18 protein-coding genes and 3 tRNA genes are annotated in these 18,220 nt (G+C 44.3%); 7 read left to right on the top strand and 14 right to left on the bottom strand.

Features of this window, described 5'->3' with window-relative positions; translation table 11 throughout:
• Positions 1 to 93: 93 nt before the first annotated feature.
• Positions 94 to 588 (top strand): hypothetical protein, encoded by a 495-nt coding sequence (locus FME95_RS03055; RefSeq protein WP_147712961.1) that lies wholly within the window; start codon positions 94 to 96, stop codon positions 586 to 588.
• 53 nt (positions 589 to 641) lie between these two features.
• On the opposite strand, the gene codA is transcribed toward FME95_RS03055, so the two are convergent.
• Genes codA through codB form a run of 3 tightly spaced genes read right to left on the bottom strand, consistent with a single transcriptional unit; the run spans position 642 to position 4,322 of the window.
• Positions 642 to 1,886: a cytosine deaminase gene (gene codA / locus FME95_RS03060; RefSeq protein ID WP_147712962.1), complete on the bottom strand. Its 1,245-nt coding sequence runs from the start codon at positions 1,884 to 1,886 to the stop codon at positions 642 to 644.
• Positions 1,873 to 3,036: a PucR family transcriptional regulator gene (locus FME95_RS03065; RefSeq protein WP_187265424.1), complete on the bottom strand. Its 1,164-nt coding sequence runs from the start codon at positions 3,034 to 3,036 to the stop codon at positions 1,873 to 1,875. The genes codA and FME95_RS03065 overlap by 14 nt, the downstream gene beginning before the upstream one ends.
• A 29-nt stretch (positions 3,037 to 3,065) precedes the next feature.
• Complete coding sequence (gene codB, locus FME95_RS03070; RefSeq protein WP_147712964.1) at positions 3,066 to 4,322, bottom strand: cytosine permease; 1,257 nt, start codon at positions 4,320 to 4,322, stop codon at positions 3,066 to 3,068.
• Between the two features lie 303 nt (positions 4,323 to 4,625).
• Here codB and FME95_RS03075 point away from each other — a divergent pair, with 303 nt between their 5' ends.
• Positions 4,626 to 4,982: a hypothetical protein gene (locus tag FME95_RS03075; protein ID WP_147712965.1), complete on the top strand. Its 357-nt coding sequence runs from the start codon at positions 4,626 to 4,628 to the stop codon at positions 4,980 to 4,982.
• A gap of 68 nt (positions 4,983 to 5,050) precedes the next feature.
• Here the strand turns inward: FME95_RS03075 and FME95_RS03080 are convergent, their stop codons facing one another.
• The 9 genes from FME95_RS03080 to FME95_RS13595 form a co-directional block, all read right to left on the bottom strand.
• Entirely contained in the window at positions 5,051 to 5,458 is a 408-nt protein-coding gene (locus FME95_RS03080) for a type II toxin-antitoxin system HicB family antitoxin (protein WP_147712966.1), read from the bottom strand.
• Positions 5,459 to 5,554: 96 nt separating this feature from the next.
• Positions 5,555 to 5,731 (bottom strand): type II toxin-antitoxin system HicA family toxin, encoded by a 177-nt coding sequence (locus FME95_RS03085; protein ID WP_147712967.1) that lies wholly within the window; start codon positions 5,729 to 5,731, stop codon positions 5,555 to 5,557.
• 354 nt (positions 5,732 to 6,085) lie between these two features.
• A tRNA-Leu gene (locus FME95_RS03090) sits at positions 6,086 to 6,172 on the bottom strand.
• 42 nt (positions 6,173 to 6,214) lie between these two features.
• Positions 6,215 to 6,288: transfer RNA gene (locus tag FME95_RS03095), tRNA-Cys, on the bottom strand.
• 57 nt (positions 6,289 to 6,345) lie between these two features.
• Positions 6,346 to 6,420 (bottom strand) — tRNA-Gly (locus tag FME95_RS03100).
• Between the two features lie 90 nt (positions 6,421 to 6,510).
• A complete protein-coding gene (gene pgsA / locus FME95_RS03105; RefSeq protein ID WP_147712968.1) occupies positions 6,511 to 7,062 on the bottom strand; it encodes a CDP-diacylglycerol--glycerol-3-phosphate 3-phosphatidyltransferase in 552 nt (183 codons plus the stop codon).
• A 93-nt stretch (positions 7,063 to 7,155) separates the two neighbouring features.
• The gene (gene uvrC, locus FME95_RS03110; protein ID WP_147712969.1) at positions 7,156 to 8,991 is read right to left on the bottom strand and encodes an excinuclease ABC subunit UvrC; all 1,836 of its coding nucleotides are present in this window, start codon (positions 8,989 to 8,991) and stop codon (positions 7,156 to 7,158) included.
• 238 nt (positions 8,992 to 9,229) lie between these two features.
• On the bottom strand, positions 9,230 to 10,621 hold the full coding sequence (locus tag FME95_RS03115; protein ID WP_147712970.1) for a PhoH family protein: 1,392 nt from the start codon (positions 10,619 to 10,621) through the stop codon (positions 9,230 to 9,232).
• A gap of 193 nt (positions 10,622 to 10,814) precedes the next feature.
• Positions 10,815 to 10,973 (bottom strand): hypothetical protein, encoded by a 159-nt coding sequence (locus FME95_RS13595; protein WP_187265425.1) that lies wholly within the window; start codon positions 10,971 to 10,973, stop codon positions 10,815 to 10,817.
• Between the two features lie 51 nt (positions 10,974 to 11,024).
• On the opposite strand from FME95_RS13595, the gene pabB reads away from it, so the two are divergent.
• Together pabB and FME95_RS03125 are read left to right on the top strand one after the other, a co-directional pair.
• The gene (pabB, locus tag FME95_RS03120) at positions 11,025 to 12,449 is read left to right on the top strand and encodes an aminodeoxychorismate synthase component I (protein WP_147712971.1); all 1,425 of its coding nucleotides are present in this window, start codon (positions 11,025 to 11,027) and stop codon (positions 12,447 to 12,449) included.
• 131 nt (positions 12,450 to 12,580) lie between these two features.
• Positions 12,581 to 13,297, top strand: a complete 717-nt coding sequence (locus tag FME95_RS03125) for a phosphoadenylyl-sulfate reductase (protein WP_147712972.1) — start codon at positions 12,581 to 12,583, stop codon at positions 13,295 to 13,297.
• Positions 13,298 to 13,347: 50 nt separating this feature from the next.
• On the opposite strand, the gene cysB is transcribed toward FME95_RS03125, so the two are convergent.
• Positions 13,348 to 14,322, bottom strand: a complete 975-nt coding sequence (cysB, locus tag FME95_RS03130; RefSeq protein ID WP_147712973.1) for an HTH-type transcriptional regulator CysB — start codon at positions 14,320 to 14,322, stop codon at positions 13,348 to 13,350.
• 297 nt (positions 14,323 to 14,619) lie between these two features.
• On the opposite strand from cysB, the gene FME95_RS03135 reads away from it, so the two are divergent.
• The 3 genes from FME95_RS03135 (at position 14,620) to lexA (ending at position 17,360) form a co-directional block, all read left to right on the top strand.
• Positions 14,620 to 15,393, top strand: a complete 774-nt coding sequence (locus FME95_RS03135; protein WP_342783497.1) for a sulfite exporter TauE/SafE family protein — start codon at positions 14,620 to 14,622, stop codon at positions 15,391 to 15,393.
• 91 nt (positions 15,394 to 15,484) lie between these two features.
• Positions 15,485 to 16,582, top strand: a complete 1,098-nt coding sequence (locus tag FME95_RS03140; protein ID WP_281289362.1) for a 3-deoxy-7-phosphoheptulonate synthase — start codon at positions 15,485 to 15,487, stop codon at positions 16,580 to 16,582.
• Positions 16,583 to 16,757: 175 nt separating this feature from the next.
• Entirely contained in the window at positions 16,758 to 17,360 is a 603-nt protein-coding gene (gene lexA, locus FME95_RS03145) for a transcriptional repressor LexA (protein WP_147712975.1), read from the top strand.
• Between the two features lie 142 nt (positions 17,361 to 17,502).
• Here lexA and dnaQ read toward each other — a convergent pair whose 3' ends face one another.
• Positions 17,503 to 18,219: a DNA polymerase III subunit epsilon gene (dnaQ, locus tag FME95_RS03150; RefSeq protein WP_147712976.1), complete on the bottom strand. Its 717-nt coding sequence runs from the start codon at positions 18,217 to 18,219 to the stop codon at positions 17,503 to 17,505.
• Position 18,220: the final 1 nt, after the last annotated feature.

The raw sequence follows: 18,220 nt of genomic DNA on the forward strand, positions 1-18,220 counted from the left end.
AAAAAGAGCCTTTATTGGCTCTTTTTTTTGACATCCGAAAAATTACTGTATATAAATACACTACATGTTTATTTATACAGTACTGGAGTCAGTATGCTTTCGATATTAAACACCGCCACACATGCCCAGCAGCACTTAGCCGCTATCTATGAGCCAAGCCTAGAAACCAGCATTGAGCTTGCGTCCAGTGAAGCTCCTTTATTTGCCCAGTGGCACCGTCTGTTAGCGGCGCTGGCCGAAGCATCTGAGCAAAAATGGATTACCCTGATTAACCCTCCGTTCGTACCGGATGAACAATCGCTGGCAGCTTATGGCATCAGCAAGCGCTTTTTTAGAGTGCTAACCCTTAGCGAAACTAACCCGAATACACAAAAGCACATTGTGCGCAGTATTTATAACGAAAAGAGCAGTCTCGTTGCAGCTTGGCTAGATCACCCTGCTCTTGTCGATGACATCAAAAATCTTATCGCAGACAACACGGCAGAATCCAACAGCAAACCAAGCGCTTGTAAAACCCTGCTGTTCAGCCCCAAAGCAAACCGTAACAGCGCCAAAAGAGACGAAGTTCAGCTTGAAATGTTTGTTTAGGCTCCTTGGTAAGGCTTGCTACAGCTTTATAGCAAATCAATTAATTCGGGCGATTAAAAAGTCACCGCCTGCTTTAAACTGCTGGGCTGACGCTCAACGAGCACATTACCCTGCCGAACAGACCATAAAACATCGCCCTGACCTTTAACGACTTCAAAGTCGTTAGCGCCCTGCAAAATAATAAAGTTGGCAGGCTTGCCCTCTTCAATACCGTAACGATCGGTAATGTTTAATGCTTTAGCGCCATTGATGGTAATGAGGTCGAGTGCGGTTTCAAAGTCTTTGTAGCCCATCATTTGGCAAGAATGCAGCCCTGAATCCAATACCCGTAATAATTTGCCATTGCCCAGTGTGTACCAAGGGTCTTGGATTGAATCTTCAGCAAAACAAACATTGATGCCCGCAGCGCGTAATTCTTTTACCCGAGTAATGCCTCGACGTTTAGGGTAAGTATCGTAGCGGCCTTGCAAATGAATACTTTCCGTTGGGCAGGACACAAAATTAATTTTCGACATTTTAAGTAAACGGAACAGTTTTGCGCAGTAAGCATTATTATAAGAATGCATCGCCGTGGTATGGCTGGCAGTCACTTTTTCGCCAATGCCCTGCTCTAATGCAGCGGTTGCAAGTACTTCTAAAAAGCGTGAATTATCATCATCGATTTCATCGCAATGAACGTCCACCAATTTATTATGTCGTTTAGCTAAATCGACCACCCAACGCATCGACTCAACGCCATATTCACGAGTAAATTCAAAATGCGGGATGCCGCCAATAACATCGACTCCATACTCTAACGACTTTTCCATCAATGCCTTACCATTAGGAAACGATAAAATCCCTTCTTGTGGAAAGGCCACAATTTGCAAATCGATATAGGGTTCTAGTTGTGGCCGCAATGCATTAATAGCTTTGAGCGCAACTAAATCAGGATCAGTAACATCAACGTGCGTACGGATGTGCTGCACGCCATTGGCAAGTAACAGCTCGACTGTCTTTAACACTCGCTCTTGAACATCCGACTCACTTAATAAGGCTTTACGTTTTGCCCACTGCTCAATACCTTCAAAGAGCGTACCACTCATATTCCAGCTTGGCTGCCCTGCGGTCAGCGCTGCATCCAAATGAATATGCGGTTCAACAAAGGGTTCACATAAGAGGTTCTGCTGCGCATCGATCTCTGAATCTTTTGCATTCAGCGGAGCACTCTGTTGTTCAATACGAGAAAAAACGCCTTGCTCGCACTCAACACTGTATAAGTGGTCTAAGCCTCTTAAGCGTGCATTAATTATTTTCATCTTGCCCCCGATTATCTAAGCTGGATAACGCTAACGCTTCCATCACTAACGCATTATGTAAACACAGCCGCGCTTGCGAATTTTGCAAACTGCAAGCAGTAAGTGTTTCTATTTTTTTGAGTCGTTTGGTTAAGGTGTTGCGATGAATATTTAATACCAACGCTGTTTTTCTTGCTGAGCCTAGCTGTTCAAAATAAACCAACAAGGTATTTTTTAATAACAAAAATTCCTGACTGTAACAAGCAAACAAAGGCCCTAACGTACGCTGACAAAACTGCCTTAATTTTTCTCGATCTTCAACCTCAGCAAACAATTGGTTAATGCCCAAATCAGCGTAGTGAATCACGCGAGCACTGTTTTGGTAGTGAATAAATTCAACCGCTTGCCGTGCCTGCTTTGCTGCGATATTCAACTCTTCGAGACTATGACACTGACTTACACCTATATGGCAAGCCAGCCCCTGCGATTCGAGCTGACGTAAGAGTTCAGACCACATCTCACTCTGTTCATGATCAGACTTATGTTCATTTTCTACTACTAATAGCCAGCCCTGATGAAACTCTAATAATGGAATTGCGGCATCGGATAAAGCCAAGAATTTATTTAAAGAATACTGCCATCTATGTAATTGGGCAGCATCGATACTGATCGGATTAACCACGGCAACGGTCATTGATTGGCTAACCTGAACACCCAACTCCTCGGCACGCATAAGAGTCAATTGGGCTGGCGGTGTACTACTATTGATCAGCTGTAACAACAGCCAACGCAAAGAATGCAATGCCATATCGGCTTGGATAATGGCATTAGAAATCAGCTCCGTCACCCGAACCATGGGCAACGAAAACGGCTGTTCTAATAATGGTACTGCTAGCTTATCGGCACGCGCCAACACTGGCTCAGGTATCACATGAATCAACGCCGAACCCGTCAGCACGACAATACCACTGGCCGCCTTTTTCTCAGCAATTTCAATCAGCTGATAATAATCATCAAGCTGCCATTGCCAGGTAATGCCGGTGACAAAAATTAACTCGCCGCCAGATAACCAGGGTTCTAAATCATGGTTTTCTGCAACATACGGCCACCTCACCACATTATTGGCGCTGGCAAGCCCTGCTCTTAATTGCAGGGCTTCCAGTCCAGGCAAGGAAAGTACATCCTTTACTGTTAACACAACTAGGCGGTTTTAGAGTCTTTATCTGACATACCAAGAACCACAACCAGTGCACAATAGACGGCACTCGAGACGACGATACCAACGATAGGAGCGACCCAAGGCGAATAATAAGCACAGGCGGAACCCACAACATAAGCAGCCAAACCAGCATAGTTAAATTTAACCGGTTCGGTGCTGGCGAGTAAGTCAGCATCAGCGCGGAAGCGGAACCAGAAATCGGTCATGATAATGGCGCCGATCGGTGGGATGAACGTGCCTAATAACACCAAAAATGGAATCAGCATATTGTACATACCAAAGATCGCTAGCAACGTACCAATGGCAGCACCAACAACAGTGATTAACTTACGTTTGTCGGTATTCAACAAATTACAACCGGCAGCAGCAAAGTTATAGATGGTGTTATCTTGCGTCGTCCAAATATTAGTAAACAACATCAACACGGCGATTAAAATAAAGCCCTGCGCAACTAGGATATCGACGATATCTGCTTGCTGATAAACCAACGCACCAAAAGCACCAACAAAGACCATCAGGCCATTACCAATAAAAAACGCAGCCAACGTTGCAATGACCGCTGTTTTACCGGAATTAGAAAAACGACTCCAGTTTGTCGCCTGAGTACCACCACTAACAAAGGTGCCAAAAACCGTCGTAATAGCAACGGCAAAAGTCATGCTTTCTACTGGCGCAATGGAAGCAAGTTCTGAAAGACCACCAACATCAGCGAAACCTTTAATAAAACTGATAGCAATAAAGATCAGCATCAACGGCACCGATATTTTCGACAGCAACGCAATCGCCTTATAACCAATAGCAGCGCTAATACAAAAGCCGAAGCCGAATACAATCATCAATGGAATTTGCCAAGCATCCGGCAGGTTTAACAGCTTGGTTAAAATAATAGCGATGGTTGCCGTGCCCCACGCATACCAACCAATTTGTGTGAAACCCAGAATAAAGTCAGACAATTTACTGCCCTGAGAACCAAAGCTATAGCGCCCTAACAGAACTGTATTTAAACCTGTCTGATAAGCCACATAAGCCAAGCCAGAAGCATAAGCCCCTAACAGCAGATTGCCGATAAAGATAATCAACAATAATTCAGAAAAACTAAACGCTACGCCGAGTGAACCACCTGCCCACATCGTCGAAGTAAAAAAGGTAAAGCCTGCTAACACCGATGCAATCGACCAAAAGCCCTTACGTTCTGTCTTCGGTACTGCACCTAATGGATGGTCATTTTGTATAGTCATGCAAAATAGCTCCTCAAGTTAATAAGCCACTTTGCTATTCAAAGCCTATGCCAACGGAGTAAAACGCCCTAACCTGAACAAAAACTGTGCAATGACGTGAACTCACTCATTTAAAAATATACCAAATGCACACCTAATAAAAATACAGCCTATACCGCAGCACTCTATTAATTCATTGGAAGCAAACTAAGCACCTAGAAGAGGCATGCTGGTGTTGGCCTGATCAACTAAATAAGTACTCTGCATTGCGCAACGATATCCCCTATGGTATTTGTTCTGCTAAACATCAAAATAGGAGTCAATATGAACAGGGTCATTTTCATTCTAGCCACTTCACTGTTCGGTATAGCGAGCGCAGCAGAATTCATTCACCCTGGAGACTTTACTGGCAGCCAAACTGAAAAAGATGCCGTTGTTGCCTATATCGTAGAACAGACAAAACTCCAATACTCCGCAATTGGCATGGATGACCCCATGACACTTCGAATGATGGAAAAAGAAAACTTAGTATCATTTCAACAGCTCACTACAGCGACTAATCGCCCTCTTTTAGATAGTGTTATAAAGCAGTATTGCGCTATTGGAATGTGCGACTATCAAACAATCAATATGATGTATAACGAACAGAACAGAGCGGCCAGCCCATCACTAAGTTGGTAGATGCTGCTTAATAGGAATAAAAAAACCCGCGTAAAGCGGGTTCTTGAGGCTAAGAAAGTATGGTTATTTTATGCGACTTCTAATCGCAATTGCTTACCCAAAGCTTGCAATGCTCGAGCCAGCGTATCTATTTTTGTATTATGCTTTAGATTAACCAAGCGCGTTATTTCTTGTGGTTTTACATGAATGCGCCGCGCTAATTCTGCGTTACTAATCCTAGCTTCTAACATACTATTTAAAAGATAAATTTTAGCCTCTAGGCTTAACGGAACGTCAATATAGTGTTCTGCTTCAGCCAATGGTGCGGGCACTGCTCTATTATCTTCAAAATAAAATTCAAATGCGGTTAGCAATGCATCTTGTGCCATTGCTTTTGCATCGTCCAAATCATCGCCGCATGTTAGCGCTTCGGGTATATCTGGAAACGATACGGTCACCCCATCACTTGAAATATCGTAATGCACTGCATATTTCATTGTCTTCTCCTTGTTACTCTGTAAGTAACAACCCTTGTGTCATCTTTGTTTCTTTTTATGTGTTATGCGATCAGCCCGAAGACTAATCGTTAATGCTTACTTTAAATCGAGCTGCTTAATGATCGCTTTACGCAACCCTTCGCTTATCTCTTTACTGCCATGCCTTGGCAATGTTGACTGCTTGCCATTGCAATAAATCTTGGTGTGGTTACTTCCTTCTTTGAATTCAGCACCTTGCTTCTTGAGCCACCGTTTAAATTCGCTTTGCTTCAACAACACTTCCTTTCGTTAGCCTCAAAAGAATTATAATCATTTTTGCTTACAATGAAAACAAAAATGTTTATTAGATATGGAGTCGTGAGTCGTGAGTCGTGAGTCGTGAGTCGTGAGTCGTGAGTCGTGAGTCGTGAGTCGTGAGTCGTGAGTCGTGAGTCGTGAGTCGTGAGTCGTGAGTCGTGAGTCGTGAGTCGTGAGTCGTGAGACAGCATCAAAAACGAGGTAAATCACCATAGCAAGTGACACACAGGTGACACTTATCGACCGCAAAAGCCCAATATTAGGCGCAGTGACACTTCAGTGACATAAACAATTCAGAAAGGAGAATCAGCCGGAAAGGCCTATAGGAAGTGGTGCGGGTGGCCGGACTTGAACCGGCACGACCGTGAAGTCGCAAGATTTTAAGTCTTGTGTGTCTACCAATTCCACCACACCCGCTAGACTTTGTGCTGTTGCACATGCGTTTACTTATTTAGTTGCTGGAGGCGCGGGTCGGAATCGAACCGGCGTACACGGAGTTGCAGTCCGCTGCATGACCACTCTGCCACCGCGCCTAAATTACTTAAGCAAACTTTTTGAATTACAAACTAACTAACGCCAATTTGTAAAACTGGAGCGGGAAAGGAGGCTCGAACTCCCGACCCCAACCTTGGCAAGGTTGTGCTCTACCACTGAGCTATTCCCGCTTTTTGCTAACCGCTCTAGGCTGTCAACGAGGGCGCATTTTAAAGAAGCTTAGATTAATGTCAAACATTTTTTTCTTTTATTTTAAGTACTTAGGAAGCTTTTGGCATTAAATAGCTCCAAGCCGCTCGCAAATAAACGATCATTGACCAGAGCGTTAAAACCGAAGCAAGCTGAAGACTTACTAAACCAACATAGCCAATTACAGAGCCTGGCGCTTGGCTTAACAAGATAATAATGGCAACCATCTGTACGGTGGTTTTAATCTTACCCAAATTATTCACTGCGACACTGGCTCGACTACCCAACTCTGCCATCCATTCACGCAATGCTGAAATGACGATTTCGCGGCCAATAATAATCACTGCTGGAATGGTTAACCAAATAGAGTGGTAATTCTCGACCAAAATAATTAATGCCGCTGCCACTATTAACTTGTCGGCAACCGGATCGAGAAAAGCACCAAAGGGAGTCGACTGATTCCATTTACGGGCTAAATAACCATCAAACCAATCGGTTACTGCAGCAACAACAAACAACGCAGACGTGGCGATATAAGACCATTCAAAGGGTAAATAATAAACACCAATACAAACAGGAATTAACACCAGACGCAGCAGGGTTAGTAAATTTGGGATATTCATAGGGCACCTAACAATTTGATGAGGCGATTATAAACAATTCACTAAGCAGATAGACAGTCGTTCTGTAATTAACTCGCAATAAATCATTGAAGCTTAAGAGGTATGTAAAAAGTCGTATATAGATTGAGCAAGGGATTTCGATATTCCGGTAACCTTACCAATCTCTTCAACACTGGCCGACTTAACAGCTTGGGCACTGCCAAAATGTCGAATCAACGCCCTCCTTCGGCCTGGCCCTACTTGCGGGATATCATCGAGCACTGAACCAATTCGTGCTTTACCACGCCGCGCTCGGTGACCCGTAATGGCAAATCGGTGCGCTTCATCACGAATATGCTGAATAAGATGCAGCGCCTGTGAATGATTCGGCAAGGTAATAATATGGTCGATGCTGTTAAAGAACAGTGTTTCCAATCCGGGTTTTCGCGTCTCCCCTTTTGCAATACCCAGTAATGGAATATGGATACCTAGTTCCTCCATCACCTGTTGCGCCATTGCCATTTGGCCTTTACCACCATCGACAATCAACAGCTCCGGCAACACTGCGTTCTCTTTTTGTAAGCGAGCATAACGCCGATGAATCGCCTGTTGCATGGCGGCGTAATCATCACCTGCTGTGACACCTTCGATATTAAACTTGCGATATAAACTTTTATTCGGCCCATCTCGATCGAATACCACACAAGAAGCCGTCGTCGCTTCACCGCTGGAATGCGAAATATCAAAACACTCAATACGTGCGGGAATCGACTCCAATTCTAACGCTTCTTGCAATGCTTCCAAACGCGCCGTGACCTGAGCACCATGAGACATGCGCAACTGCAATTGTTCTGCTGCATTGGTTTTTGCCAACTCTAACCATTTGGCGTTGTTGGTTCGAACCGAAGATTGCACGCTAATATTTTTGCCGTACTGTTCTTTTAAGGCAGCCTCAAGCCAAGCGGAATCGGCTAGCGGCACATTGGATAAAATTAACGGTGGACAATCGCCATGCTGCTTAGCGATATAATGCTGCGCTAAAAAACCCATCATGATAAGCCGTTCATCGTCTTCAATGCCCAGCTTAGGAAAGAAGCTTCGACTGCCAATCATACGACCGTCACGCACCATCAAAAAATGAATACAGACACCTGAGGCTTGCTTTTCAATAGCAAAGACATCGACATCGCCTTTACCTCCGGTCACATACTGCTGCTCCTGAACCTTACGTAAAAACAACAGCTGATCGCGATACTCTGCGGCACGCTCGTAATCGTATTTCTGCGCGGCATCATCCATTTCTTTCTCAACATGAATGATCAGATCTTGGCTTTTGCCCTTTAAAAAAGCCCGTGTTTTTTCTAGATCTCGCTCGTTTTCTTCTTCGCTGACCAAGCCAACACAGGGAGCTTTGCAACGTTTAATTTGATACTGCAAACAGGGTTTTTTACGGTTTTCAAAAACGGAATCTTCGCATTGCCGAATACGAAAAACCTTTTGCATTAAGATAAGGCTTTCACGTACTGCGCTGGCACTTGGGTACGGGCCGTAGTATTCGTCCTTAGTATTTTTAGCGCCTCGGTGTACGTATAAACCCGGCCATTGATGACTAGAAGATATTTTAATGTAGGGATAAGACTTATCATCAACTAATAAAATATTATACGGCGGCCGATGATTTTTAATCAGCGTTTGCTCAAGCAGCAACGCTTCTATCTCGCTGTGAGTAACGGTCACTTCGATAGATCGAATATGAGAAACTAAGGCAACTGTTTTATTGGTTAAGCCTCGACTGCGAAAATAACTCGACACTCGGTTCTTTAAATTTTTCGCCTTACCAACATACAGTAAATCATTATTTGCATTGTACATTCGGTAAACGCCCGGCTTTACAGTCAGGTTACGTAAAAAGTTTTTATGATCGAATGAATTATCGGGCTGGTCAGTCATTAGCTTAATTATTTATAGAGTGATGGCTAGAGAATCAAAATAAACAGCAAGCTATCTAAATAAATGCCTGTTTAAATGACTAAGCGTAGGTGAATGATAAACTGCCGCCATCATACAGAAAGGAGGCAAAGAATTCCTGCTCTGTTGGCTCGCGGCTGGCAACATTATCTGTGCAAAAGGGACAACATTCAAACCTATCGATTTAAAACCCTTCGCAACAGATTCTATCAATTAACCGCTATAGATGAGACTCGGCAAACGCTGCCAAGCGGCTACGGGCAACCGACTGTAACGTGATTGCGCCACCGTGACTAAAGCCTTTAAAGCGCTCACTTAAATAGGTTAGCCCCGAACTTGTCGCCCCTAGATAAGGCGTATCTATTTGAGCGAGATTACCCAAACAGACGACCTTTGTGCCTTCACCGGCACGGGTAACCAATGTTTTCACCTGATGCGGCGTTAGGTTTTGCGCTTCATCGACAATCAAAAAGGTTTGCTGAAAACTACGACCACGCACAAAGTTCAAACTCTTAAATTGCAGCGGAACTTTTGAACCAACATAGTCTTCACTGCTGCCTGGGTCGAAATCTTCTGAATGCAGCGCCTCTAAATTATCGGTAAAAGCACCCAACCAAGGCTGCATTTTTTCAGCTTCGGTTCCCGGTAAAAAACCAATATCTTCGTCTAAGCCTCGCGTACTTCGAGTCGCTAAAATACGCTTATAGTCTTTGGTTTCCATGGTCTGTTCTAAAGCGCACGCCAATGCAAGAATGGTTTTACCGCTACCGGCAGCACCATTGATAGCCACCAAGTCGATTTCTGGGTCAAACAATAAATACATCGCCATCGCCTGATAGATATCACGCGGGCTCATACCCCACGCTTTTTGACGCATCAATAGGCCGGTATTTAATAATTCGATGGCGTAATTTTCACCGTCCTCTTTATAAATACGGCAGACAAATTCTTTGTCATCAAAAATAAACTGATTAACGTAAGCTTGGCGTGGCAAGATTTTCTGTAACGTTTCTTTGGCTACTACATGATATTTATTACCAGAAACGCTTTGCGGCTCGACTTTTTCCAGCTGCTCCCAAAAGCTGCCTTCAATATGGTGATAACCAGTGGAAAGCGATTCTAAATCAGAGATTAACTGGTCGTTATGATAATCGTCAGCCAATAAGCCACTGCCGCGCGCCTTCAACCTCATGTTGATATCTTTGGTCACTAACACGACTTCTCTTTCAACGGCGCGCTGTTTCAAAAACATCAGGTCATTGATAATCAAATTATCATTACTGGTCGGAGATAAAGAACCGGTGTCACTTTTCGACGCCATTAAAATTGTGATGTTGCCCTGCTCGCTGCCGTCTGGCCGGATAAGCGGAACACCTGCAATGACTTCTTCGGGGGAGGCACTGCCAACCAGTGCATCGATTGTTCGAACGGCTTGACGAGCGTCTGCCGCGACTGAAGAGCTACCAACCTTTAGCTTATCTAACTCTTCAAGGACTACCATGGGGATCAGAACTTGGTGTTCTTCAAATTTGAATACTGCATTTGGGTCGTGAATTAAAACATTCGTGTCCAGCGCATAAGTGCGGATAGTAGACGTCCCAATTTGTGTCATATACAAATCCTCTAACAATTTCATTGTTATGGTGAGTTAATGTGGTTGTAACTACGAAATAGCTCCTCCTTAGCGATGATTGGGTTCAACAGCCGTTCATTTAAATAGCAATCAAAACTGGATCTAACGCTCCAATCCTTAAGTTGCTGGTCTCCTTTATAGCGCTCTAAAGCCTAGCTTGGCAACAGCAGAATTAGAATAAATCGATGAATAGCTGGCTTTTGCCTTTACCTGCAGGCAAGAAGAAATCGCGCCACACCAATCGAGCATTTTTTAACCAATACAGCTGCGATACAGCCAACGCCAGCAGCTTTTTATTCAGCATAGTCCAGCTGTAATTTAAACGCGACACAGGTATTATGCTCGCTTTATGTAGCCACTCTATTCTATTAACAGGTCTACCGTGCTGTCGTTATCCATCCCTTATTTCTCTCAACCTATCCAACTGATTAAAGAAACGCATCAAATGGATGGGCTTATCTGGTTCCATCAGGGCGGTGGCGAGAGCTCTAACAAAGAATGGTTTTCTGCTTGGCCAGAGTCGACCTACGAGTACCTCGGTAATGGCAGCACTCGAGTCACAAGCTATCAGGGCGATGTTGAATACTGCAATGGCGACTTTTTTAATCTACTGAAAAAACGCTACCCTCTTCATACTGTTGACGATGAGCTAAAAGCAACTGCCTCGCCATTTGAACAGGGAGTGCTCGCTGGGCACCTAAATTATGATTTAGGTTTAGAGCTGCTCAATATTAGCTCTCGGCATTTAAGTATCGATGAGACGTCAAACAATGACACCAGCAACCAAAAGCCACTCGCCGTCGTTGGCGATTACCGCTGGGTTTGCGAGTTTGATCACGTACAAAAAAAAGCCTGTATCTATATTGCAGTCAACTGCCCAGCTGCTATTACACATAAAGTTAAGCAACTGGCAGAACAGTTAAATCAACCAGCAGATACTGGCAGCCCGGATGCCCCCAACGCTCAAACAGCTGCTCACTGGCAATCGGCTATGAGCTTTGAGCACTATCAATACGCCTTTGACACTATTCAGAATTATCTGATTGAGGGTGATATTTACCAAGCCAACCTAACGCGCCAATGGCAAACAACAACCCAGCTTTCCGATTGGGCGATTTATCAACCCTTAGTCGAGCAGATGCCAGCGCCCTTTTCGGTGTTCCATCGCAGCCCGCTGTCTTCCTTGCTAAGCGTTTCACCGGAGCGCTTTATTCAAATCCGTAAACAACAAATTGTAACCCAGCCAATTAAAGGCACGCGCCCACGCGGTGCTGATGCAATACAGGATCAAGCATTTAAAGCAGAACTAGAAAACAGCGAAAAAGACAAAGCCGAAAACCTGATGATTGTCGATTTATTAAGGAACGACATCGCCAAAAGCGCCAAGCCTGGCAGTGTTCAAGTAGACAAGCTGTTTGAATTGCAAAGCTTTAAAAATGTACATCATTTGGTTAGTTCTATCAGCGCGACATTGGCACAGAACACTCATCCTCTGGATGTACTTAAAGCGGCGTTTCCTGGTGGCTCGATTACCGGCGCACCTAAAAAGCGAGCTATGGAGATCATAGATGAGCTGGAAACCACTCATCGAGGCGCCTATTGCGGCAGTGCTTTTTATCTAACAGCCAATGGTGATTTAGATAGCAATATACTTATTCGCAGCTGCGTGCTCGAGAACAATCACCTCGTTTGCAGTGGTGGCGGCGGCATTGTAGTAGATAGCCAACTGGAAGATGAATTTAATGAAAGCTTCGTAAAAGTAAAAAAAATACTCCAAACAATCGCCCCAGTAACTGAGGAGCGTTAAACAAAGAGGCGGCAATCAAAAGCCAATACGTTATTCCAAATGGTTATGCTATATCGTTATTTTATAATGTTATTTAACCTCTAGCATGGGCTATGATACCGTTCGCTTAACTTCATTATTAAATCACCCCTATGACCGATCTAACCAGTTTACAGCTCGAACTTAGCGCCCTATCACCTCGCGACATTTTAAAAAAAGCCATTGCTGCACATGAGCAAATAGCACTCTCTTTTAGCGGTGCTGAGGATGTTGTGCTTGTCGATATGCTGGCAAAGCTAAAACCTGAGGCGACGATTTTTACGCTGGATACTGGCCGTCTGCATTCAGAAACCTACCAGTTCATTGAAGACGTACGCAGCCATTACGGCATTCAAATTAAAGTTTATTCGCCTGAGCATAAGGCGCTGGAAGCATTTGTCGAAGAAAAGGGGTTATTCAGTTTTTACCGTGACGGCCATAGTGAATGTTGCGGTGTGCGTAAAACATCCTCATTAAAGCGGGCGCTATTACCATTAGATGCTTGGATTACCGGACAACGAAAAGACCAAAGCCCGACTCGAACGTCGGTGCCTCATGTCGAAAAAGACCCAGTCTTTCAAGGTCGCGGCGACATTCTTTATAAATACAACCCATTAGCAAACTGGTCTTCAGAAGATGTTTGGAATTACATCCGAATGATGGAAATCCCCTACAACCCGTTGCATATGAAGGGTTATAAAAGTATCGGCTGTGAGCCTTGCACCAAACCGACATTGCCAAACCAGCACGAACGTGAAGGTCGCTGGTGGTGGGAAGAAGCGACTCATAAGGAATGCGGCTTACACGCTGGTAACCTAAGCGCTTCTTAAAAACAGACTGGCTAGATTAGCCTTCTCTACTAATAAACCAGTGCTCTCTACTAATAAGTCGGCAACAGCGTATTCTTAAAATACTCTTCCAGCTCATGCTTACCACTACACAGCATCGCCTCATCGACAACCTGCTTAGTTAGGTGAGGCGCAAACTTTTCAATAAACTGATACTGATAGCCGCGCAAAAACGCGCCCTTACGAATGCCAATATAAGTCGTACTGGCGGCAAATAGATGGCTAGCATCTAACGCGACCAAATCTCTATCCCGTTCAGGGTCTACTGCCAAATGCGCCAAAATACCAACCCCTAAACCCAAACGAACATAGGTTTTAATGACATCAGCATCGGTCGCAGTAAATACCACATTAGGAACCAACTCTTTAGATTGAAAGGCCTCATCCAGCTTGGATCGACCAGTAAAACCATAAACATAAGTAACCAATGGGAAGCTGGCGATTTCTTCGAGCGTTAATGAATTGCGACTCGCTAATGGATGACCTTTAGGCACAACAATCGAACGATTCCAGCGATAACAAGGCATCATCACCAAGTCTGAATAATGATCCATACCTTCAGTGGCGATCGCCATATCAACAGTGCCGTCAGCGGCCATTTCAGCTATTTGAATGGGCGTACCCTGATGCATATGCAAGCTGACATCTGGATAGCTTTGAATAAAGGATTCAATAACACTTGGCAAAGCATAACGAGCTTGCGTGTGCGTGGTAGCAACACTGAGGCTACCCTTTTTATTGTTACTGAATTCTTGGGCAATCTGCTTGATCGAGTCGACCTGACCTAAAATTTCACCGGCAACTTTCAATACCGCTTCACCGGCTGGTGTCACTCGGGTTAGATGCTTACCAGAGCGCGCAAAAATTTCGACACCCAACTCATCTTCAAGTAAGCGTATCTGCTTACTGATGCCGGGCTGAGAAGTATAAAGTACCTGAGCAGTCGCACTGACGTTAAGGTCATTGTGCGCTACCTCCCAAATATATTTTAATTGTTGCAGTTTCATTTGGTTTCCTTCTTTGGTCAGCCGGTTTATTGCCTTTTATTCAGGCTTTATTATGACTCGTGCCTGCACGCACAAAAAATAGATGAGCCTCATCGCTTCAGGATAGCGGCTGTTTTAATCTGCTGCTGTTCATCCTAATGCATAAAACAGTCTCATGACTATCTTCACACTAGATTCTATCGAAGAAAGCCCTTACCCTTCAATTAAGTTATATAAATATTAGTAACTATTCTTTTTAGAAATACACTGATCAGGTTACATTAGCTTCCAATTTAGGCACATTTCTGGGATATGGACATGCTGACATACGCAGCAACTGGCGCAATCATCGGCTTAATTATTGGTATCACCGGTGTAGGTGGCGGTGCTTTAATGACGCCAGCGTTACTTTTTTTTGGTTTCCCCGCTCACATTGCTGTTGGTACCGACCTTTGGTATGCCGCACTAACTAAAACGTCTGGCTTATGGACTCACCATAAAAAGAATCATATCCGCTGGCGCATAGCCCTTAACATGGCCACAGGTAGCTTACCGGCAGCCATTCTAACAGGTGTCGTGCTTTCCATTTGGTTTGGCGACGCCCAGAGTTACGGCCATATTTTGAAGTCTGCACTGGGCTTTATGCTTATCGTTACCGCTGTCATGCTTATTTTGCGTTCATACCTATCAAAAACCATAGGCGCTCGTGGCCAAACAGATACAGAAGCGAGCAATCTATTTTCAATTAAACTGATTTTAGTCGGCGTATTACTCGGCATTTTAGTAACACTTAGCTCAGTGGGCGCTGGCGCTGTAGGCACCGCTGTTTTGATGATGCTTTACCCACGACTATTGCCCAAAGAGATTGTCGGTACCGACATTGCTCATGCCGTGCCGTTAACCTTTATTGCCGGTCTGATTCATTTACACCTAGGTAATGTTAACTTTACTTTATTGGCTGCCCTATTAATTGGCTCGATTCCAGCCATTAATATTGGTGCCATGATTTCCAGCAGCATCCCAGCAAGGTACCTAAACCCAGCACTAGCAAGCCTATTACTGCTACTAGGGCTACGTTATGCACTATTTTAAACACTAATATTCATCGTTTATTAACTGTCTAATAAAGGCACGAAGTAAACTTAAGTTTACAGCATGTACAGATATTATTACCTAGGATAGTATGGCGTCACATCCACAGCTTGATAGTGAACGCAGCATGTTCAGCACAGAGAATTTAAACATCGAAAACCAAGAAGTTCTGATCACCCCATCAGATATAAAAAAACAGATTCCCGTTTCGGAAGCCGCCAATAAAACCATCACCGAAGGCCGTAAAGCAGTACGTGATATTTTAGACCGCAAAGACAATCGACTTATGGTTGTCATTGGCCCTTGCTCTATCCATGACCCAGAAGCGGCCTTGGATTATGCTCGCCGATTGAAAAAGCTCAGCGACGAAGTCAGCGACACCCTACTATTGGTGATGCGGGTTTATTTTGAAAAGCCTCGTACCACGACAGGCTGGAAAGGCTTAATTAACGACCCTTACATGGATGACTCGTTCAAAATTGCCGACGGCATTCAAATTGGTCGTAAGCTGCTAATGGATATTGCCGAAATCGGCTTACCAACCGCAACAGAAGCGCTAGACCCTATTTCGCCACAGTACATTCAAGACCTCATCAGCTGGTCTGCAATTGGTGCACGTACAACAGAAAGTCAGACTCACCGTGAAATGGCCAGCGGCCTTTCCTCTGCTGTTGGCTTTAAAAACGGTACCGATGGCAGCTTAGATGTCGCCATTAATGCGCTACAAAGTGTCTCGTCGCCGCACAACTTTTTAGGCATCAACACGCAAGGCCAAGTTTCTATTATCTCGACCAAGGGCAACCAATATGGTCATGTTGTTCTACGTGGCGGCGGCGGCAAGCCTAACTACGATTCGGTTTCGATTTCGTTATGTGAAGAACAGCTAAACAAAGCCAAGATTTTGCCAAACATCATGGTTGACTGTTCACACGCCAACTCGAATAAAGATCACAACTTACAGCCTCTTGTTGCCGATAACGTTGCCAACCAAATCACCGAAGGTAACACCTCGATTGTTGGCTTGATGATTGAAAGCAACATCGTCGCCGGTAACCAAAGCATACCGAGTGATCTAAAAGAGCTAACCTACGGTCAGTCAGTTACGGATGCTTGTATTTCATGGGAAACGACCGAGTCGCTGATGAAATCGATGCGCGATAAAATCAAAGACAGCCTAGCTAAACGCTAACCAAGCGACTCTGCTACAGATAACTGTTGTAAATAAAAGGCCGACATTGTCGGCCTTTTTTATGGCATCAATTATCCGCACTTTAGCTCGACGCGACTTTAACTGCTGTATATCTTTACAGCTGGCACATACTGTATATAATCCTATGACTGGACATTTTAACAGGCTTAAGATTATGGAAAAGCTCACCGCGAGGCAGCAACAGGTTTTAGATGTCATCAAAGATCACATTGAAAAAACCGGCTACCCACCAACCCGCGCCGAAATAGCAAAAGAGCTTGGCTTTAAATCGGCAAATGCAGCAGAAGAACACATCAAGGCACTGGCAAGAAAGCAACACATTGAAATTGTACAAGGCGCAAGCCGTGGCATTCGGCTGCCAGAGTCAGAATCTGGTATTCCTGTCATTGGTCGTGTTGCCGCAGGTTCGCCAGTACTGGCTGAAGAACAAATTGCAGAATACGTTGACCTTCCTCGTAGCCTGTTTCAGCCAAATGCCGATTTCATGCTGCAAGTTCAGGGCTTAAGTATGAAAGATATTGGTATTTTAGAGGATGACCTTATTGCCGTTCACAAAACTACATCCGTGCGTAACGGTGATATTGTAGTGGCTCGTGTCGGTGACGATGTCACGGTAAAGCGCTACGAGAAAAAAGGCAGCATTGTTACGCTCTACCCAGAAAACGAAGATTTTGAGCCTATTGTGGTCAATCTAGCTGAAGAAGACTTTGCCATTGAAGGCCTTTATGTTGGCGTTATTCGACGCTCAATTCACTAGCCACAACCGACATTGATTAGGCTAACTTAGGTTAGCAGCTACAAAAAAAGCCGCTTAATGCGGCTTTTTTTATTTGAGCAATTATTATAGTGAAGATCGTGTTTATTTAGTTGTCTTTATTAGTTGTCTTTATTAGTTGCCTTTACCAGCTGACTTCTTTATCGGCTTTAGCGCTGATCATTGCTAAAAATTCTTTATGTGCCGCCAACTCTTCAGCACTTGGCTGAACCTGAACAAGAGGCTTCTGCCCTTGAGTGTCGAGCACAGAAAGGTCAATCGCCGCCGTTTCATTAGCGTTCGTTTCAGATTCACCGAGCATCAAATCTGTCTGGCCACCGGTTAGGAACAGATAAACATCCGCCAGAATCTCAGAATCCAGTAATGCGCCGTGTAAGGTTCGATGCGAATTATCGATGCCATAACGCTTACACAATGCATCCAGCGACACCTTAGAGCCAGGATGCTTATCGCGTGCAATTTTTAATGTATCGATAACGCCACAAGCTGATTCCAGTGGCACAAAAGTCTGGCCCTGCTCTTTTGCAAAACGCTCAAATTCAGCGTTTAAAAAGCCCATATCGAAAGCGGCGTTATGAATAACTAGATCGGCACCTTCGAGCCATTGCCACAAACCAACAGCAATATCACGAAACTTAGGGCAATCTTTAACTCGTTCGTTGTCGATACCATGAACGGCCACTACCTCGGCAGGGATATCGCGTTCAGGGTTTATGTATTCATGATAATGGCGCCCAGTTAATTTACGCTCCACCATTTCAACACAGCCGACCTCAACAATACGATCGCCTTTTTTGGGATTTAAACCCGTTGTCTCGGTATCTAAAATAACTAATCTCATG

Origin of the sequence: Reinekea thalattae (genome assembly GCF_008041945.1) — a bacterium.
GTDB classification, from domain to species: Bacteria; Pseudomonadota; Gammaproteobacteria; order Pseudomonadales; family Natronospirillaceae; genus Reinekea; species Reinekea thalattae.

Bases quoted from the DNA above. Each gene is read 5' to 3' on its own strand.
- FME95_RS03055 (WP_147712961.1), top strand. From the start codon at position 94: ATGCTTTCGATATTAAACACCGCCACACATGCCCAGCAGCACTTAGCC.
- FME95_RS03140 (WP_281289362.1), top strand. From the start codon at position 15,485: ATGGCGTCACATCCACAGCTTGATAGTGAACGCAGCATGTTCAGCACA.
- codA (WP_147712962.1), bottom strand. From the start codon at position 1,886: ATGAAAATAATTAATGCACGCTTAAGAGGCTTAGACCACTTATACAGT.
- lexA (WP_147712975.1), top strand. From the start codon at position 16,758: ATGGAAAAGCTCACCGCGAGGCAGCAACAGGTTTTAGATGTCATCAAA.
- cysB (WP_147712973.1), bottom strand. From the start codon at position 14,322: ATGAAACTGCAACAATTAAAATATATTTGGGAGGTAGCGCACAATGAC.
- FME95_RS03135 (WP_342783497.1), top strand. From the start codon at position 14,620: ATGCTGACATACGCAGCAACTGGCGCAATCATCGGCTTAATTATTGGT.
- FME95_RS03125 (WP_147712972.1), top strand. From the start codon at position 12,581: ATGACCGATCTAACCAGTTTACAGCTCGAACTTAGCGCCCTATCACCT.
- uvrC (WP_147712969.1), bottom strand. From the start codon at position 8,991: ATGACTGACCAGCCCGATAATTCATTCGATCATAAAAACTTTTTACGT.
- FME95_RS03115 (WP_147712970.1), bottom strand. From the start codon at position 10,621: ATGACACAAATTGGGACGTCTACTATCCGCACTTATGCGCTGGACACG.
- pgsA (WP_147712968.1), bottom strand. From the start codon at position 7,062: ATGAATATCCCAAATTTACTAACCCTGCTGCGTCTGGTGTTAATTCCT.
- codB (WP_147712964.1), bottom strand. From the start codon at position 4,322: ATGACTATACAAAATGACCATCCATTAGGTGCAGTACCGAAGACAGAA.
- dnaQ (WP_147712976.1), bottom strand. From the start codon at position 18,219: ATGAGATTAGTTATTTTAGATACCGAGACAACGGGTTTAAATCCCAAA.
- FME95_RS03075 (WP_147712965.1), top strand. From the start codon at position 4,626: ATGAACAGGGTCATTTTCATTCTAGCCACTTCACTGTTCGGTATAGCG.
- FME95_RS03080 (WP_147712966.1), bottom strand. From the start codon at position 5,458: ATGAAATATGCAGTGCATTACGATATTTCAAGTGATGGGGTGACCGTA.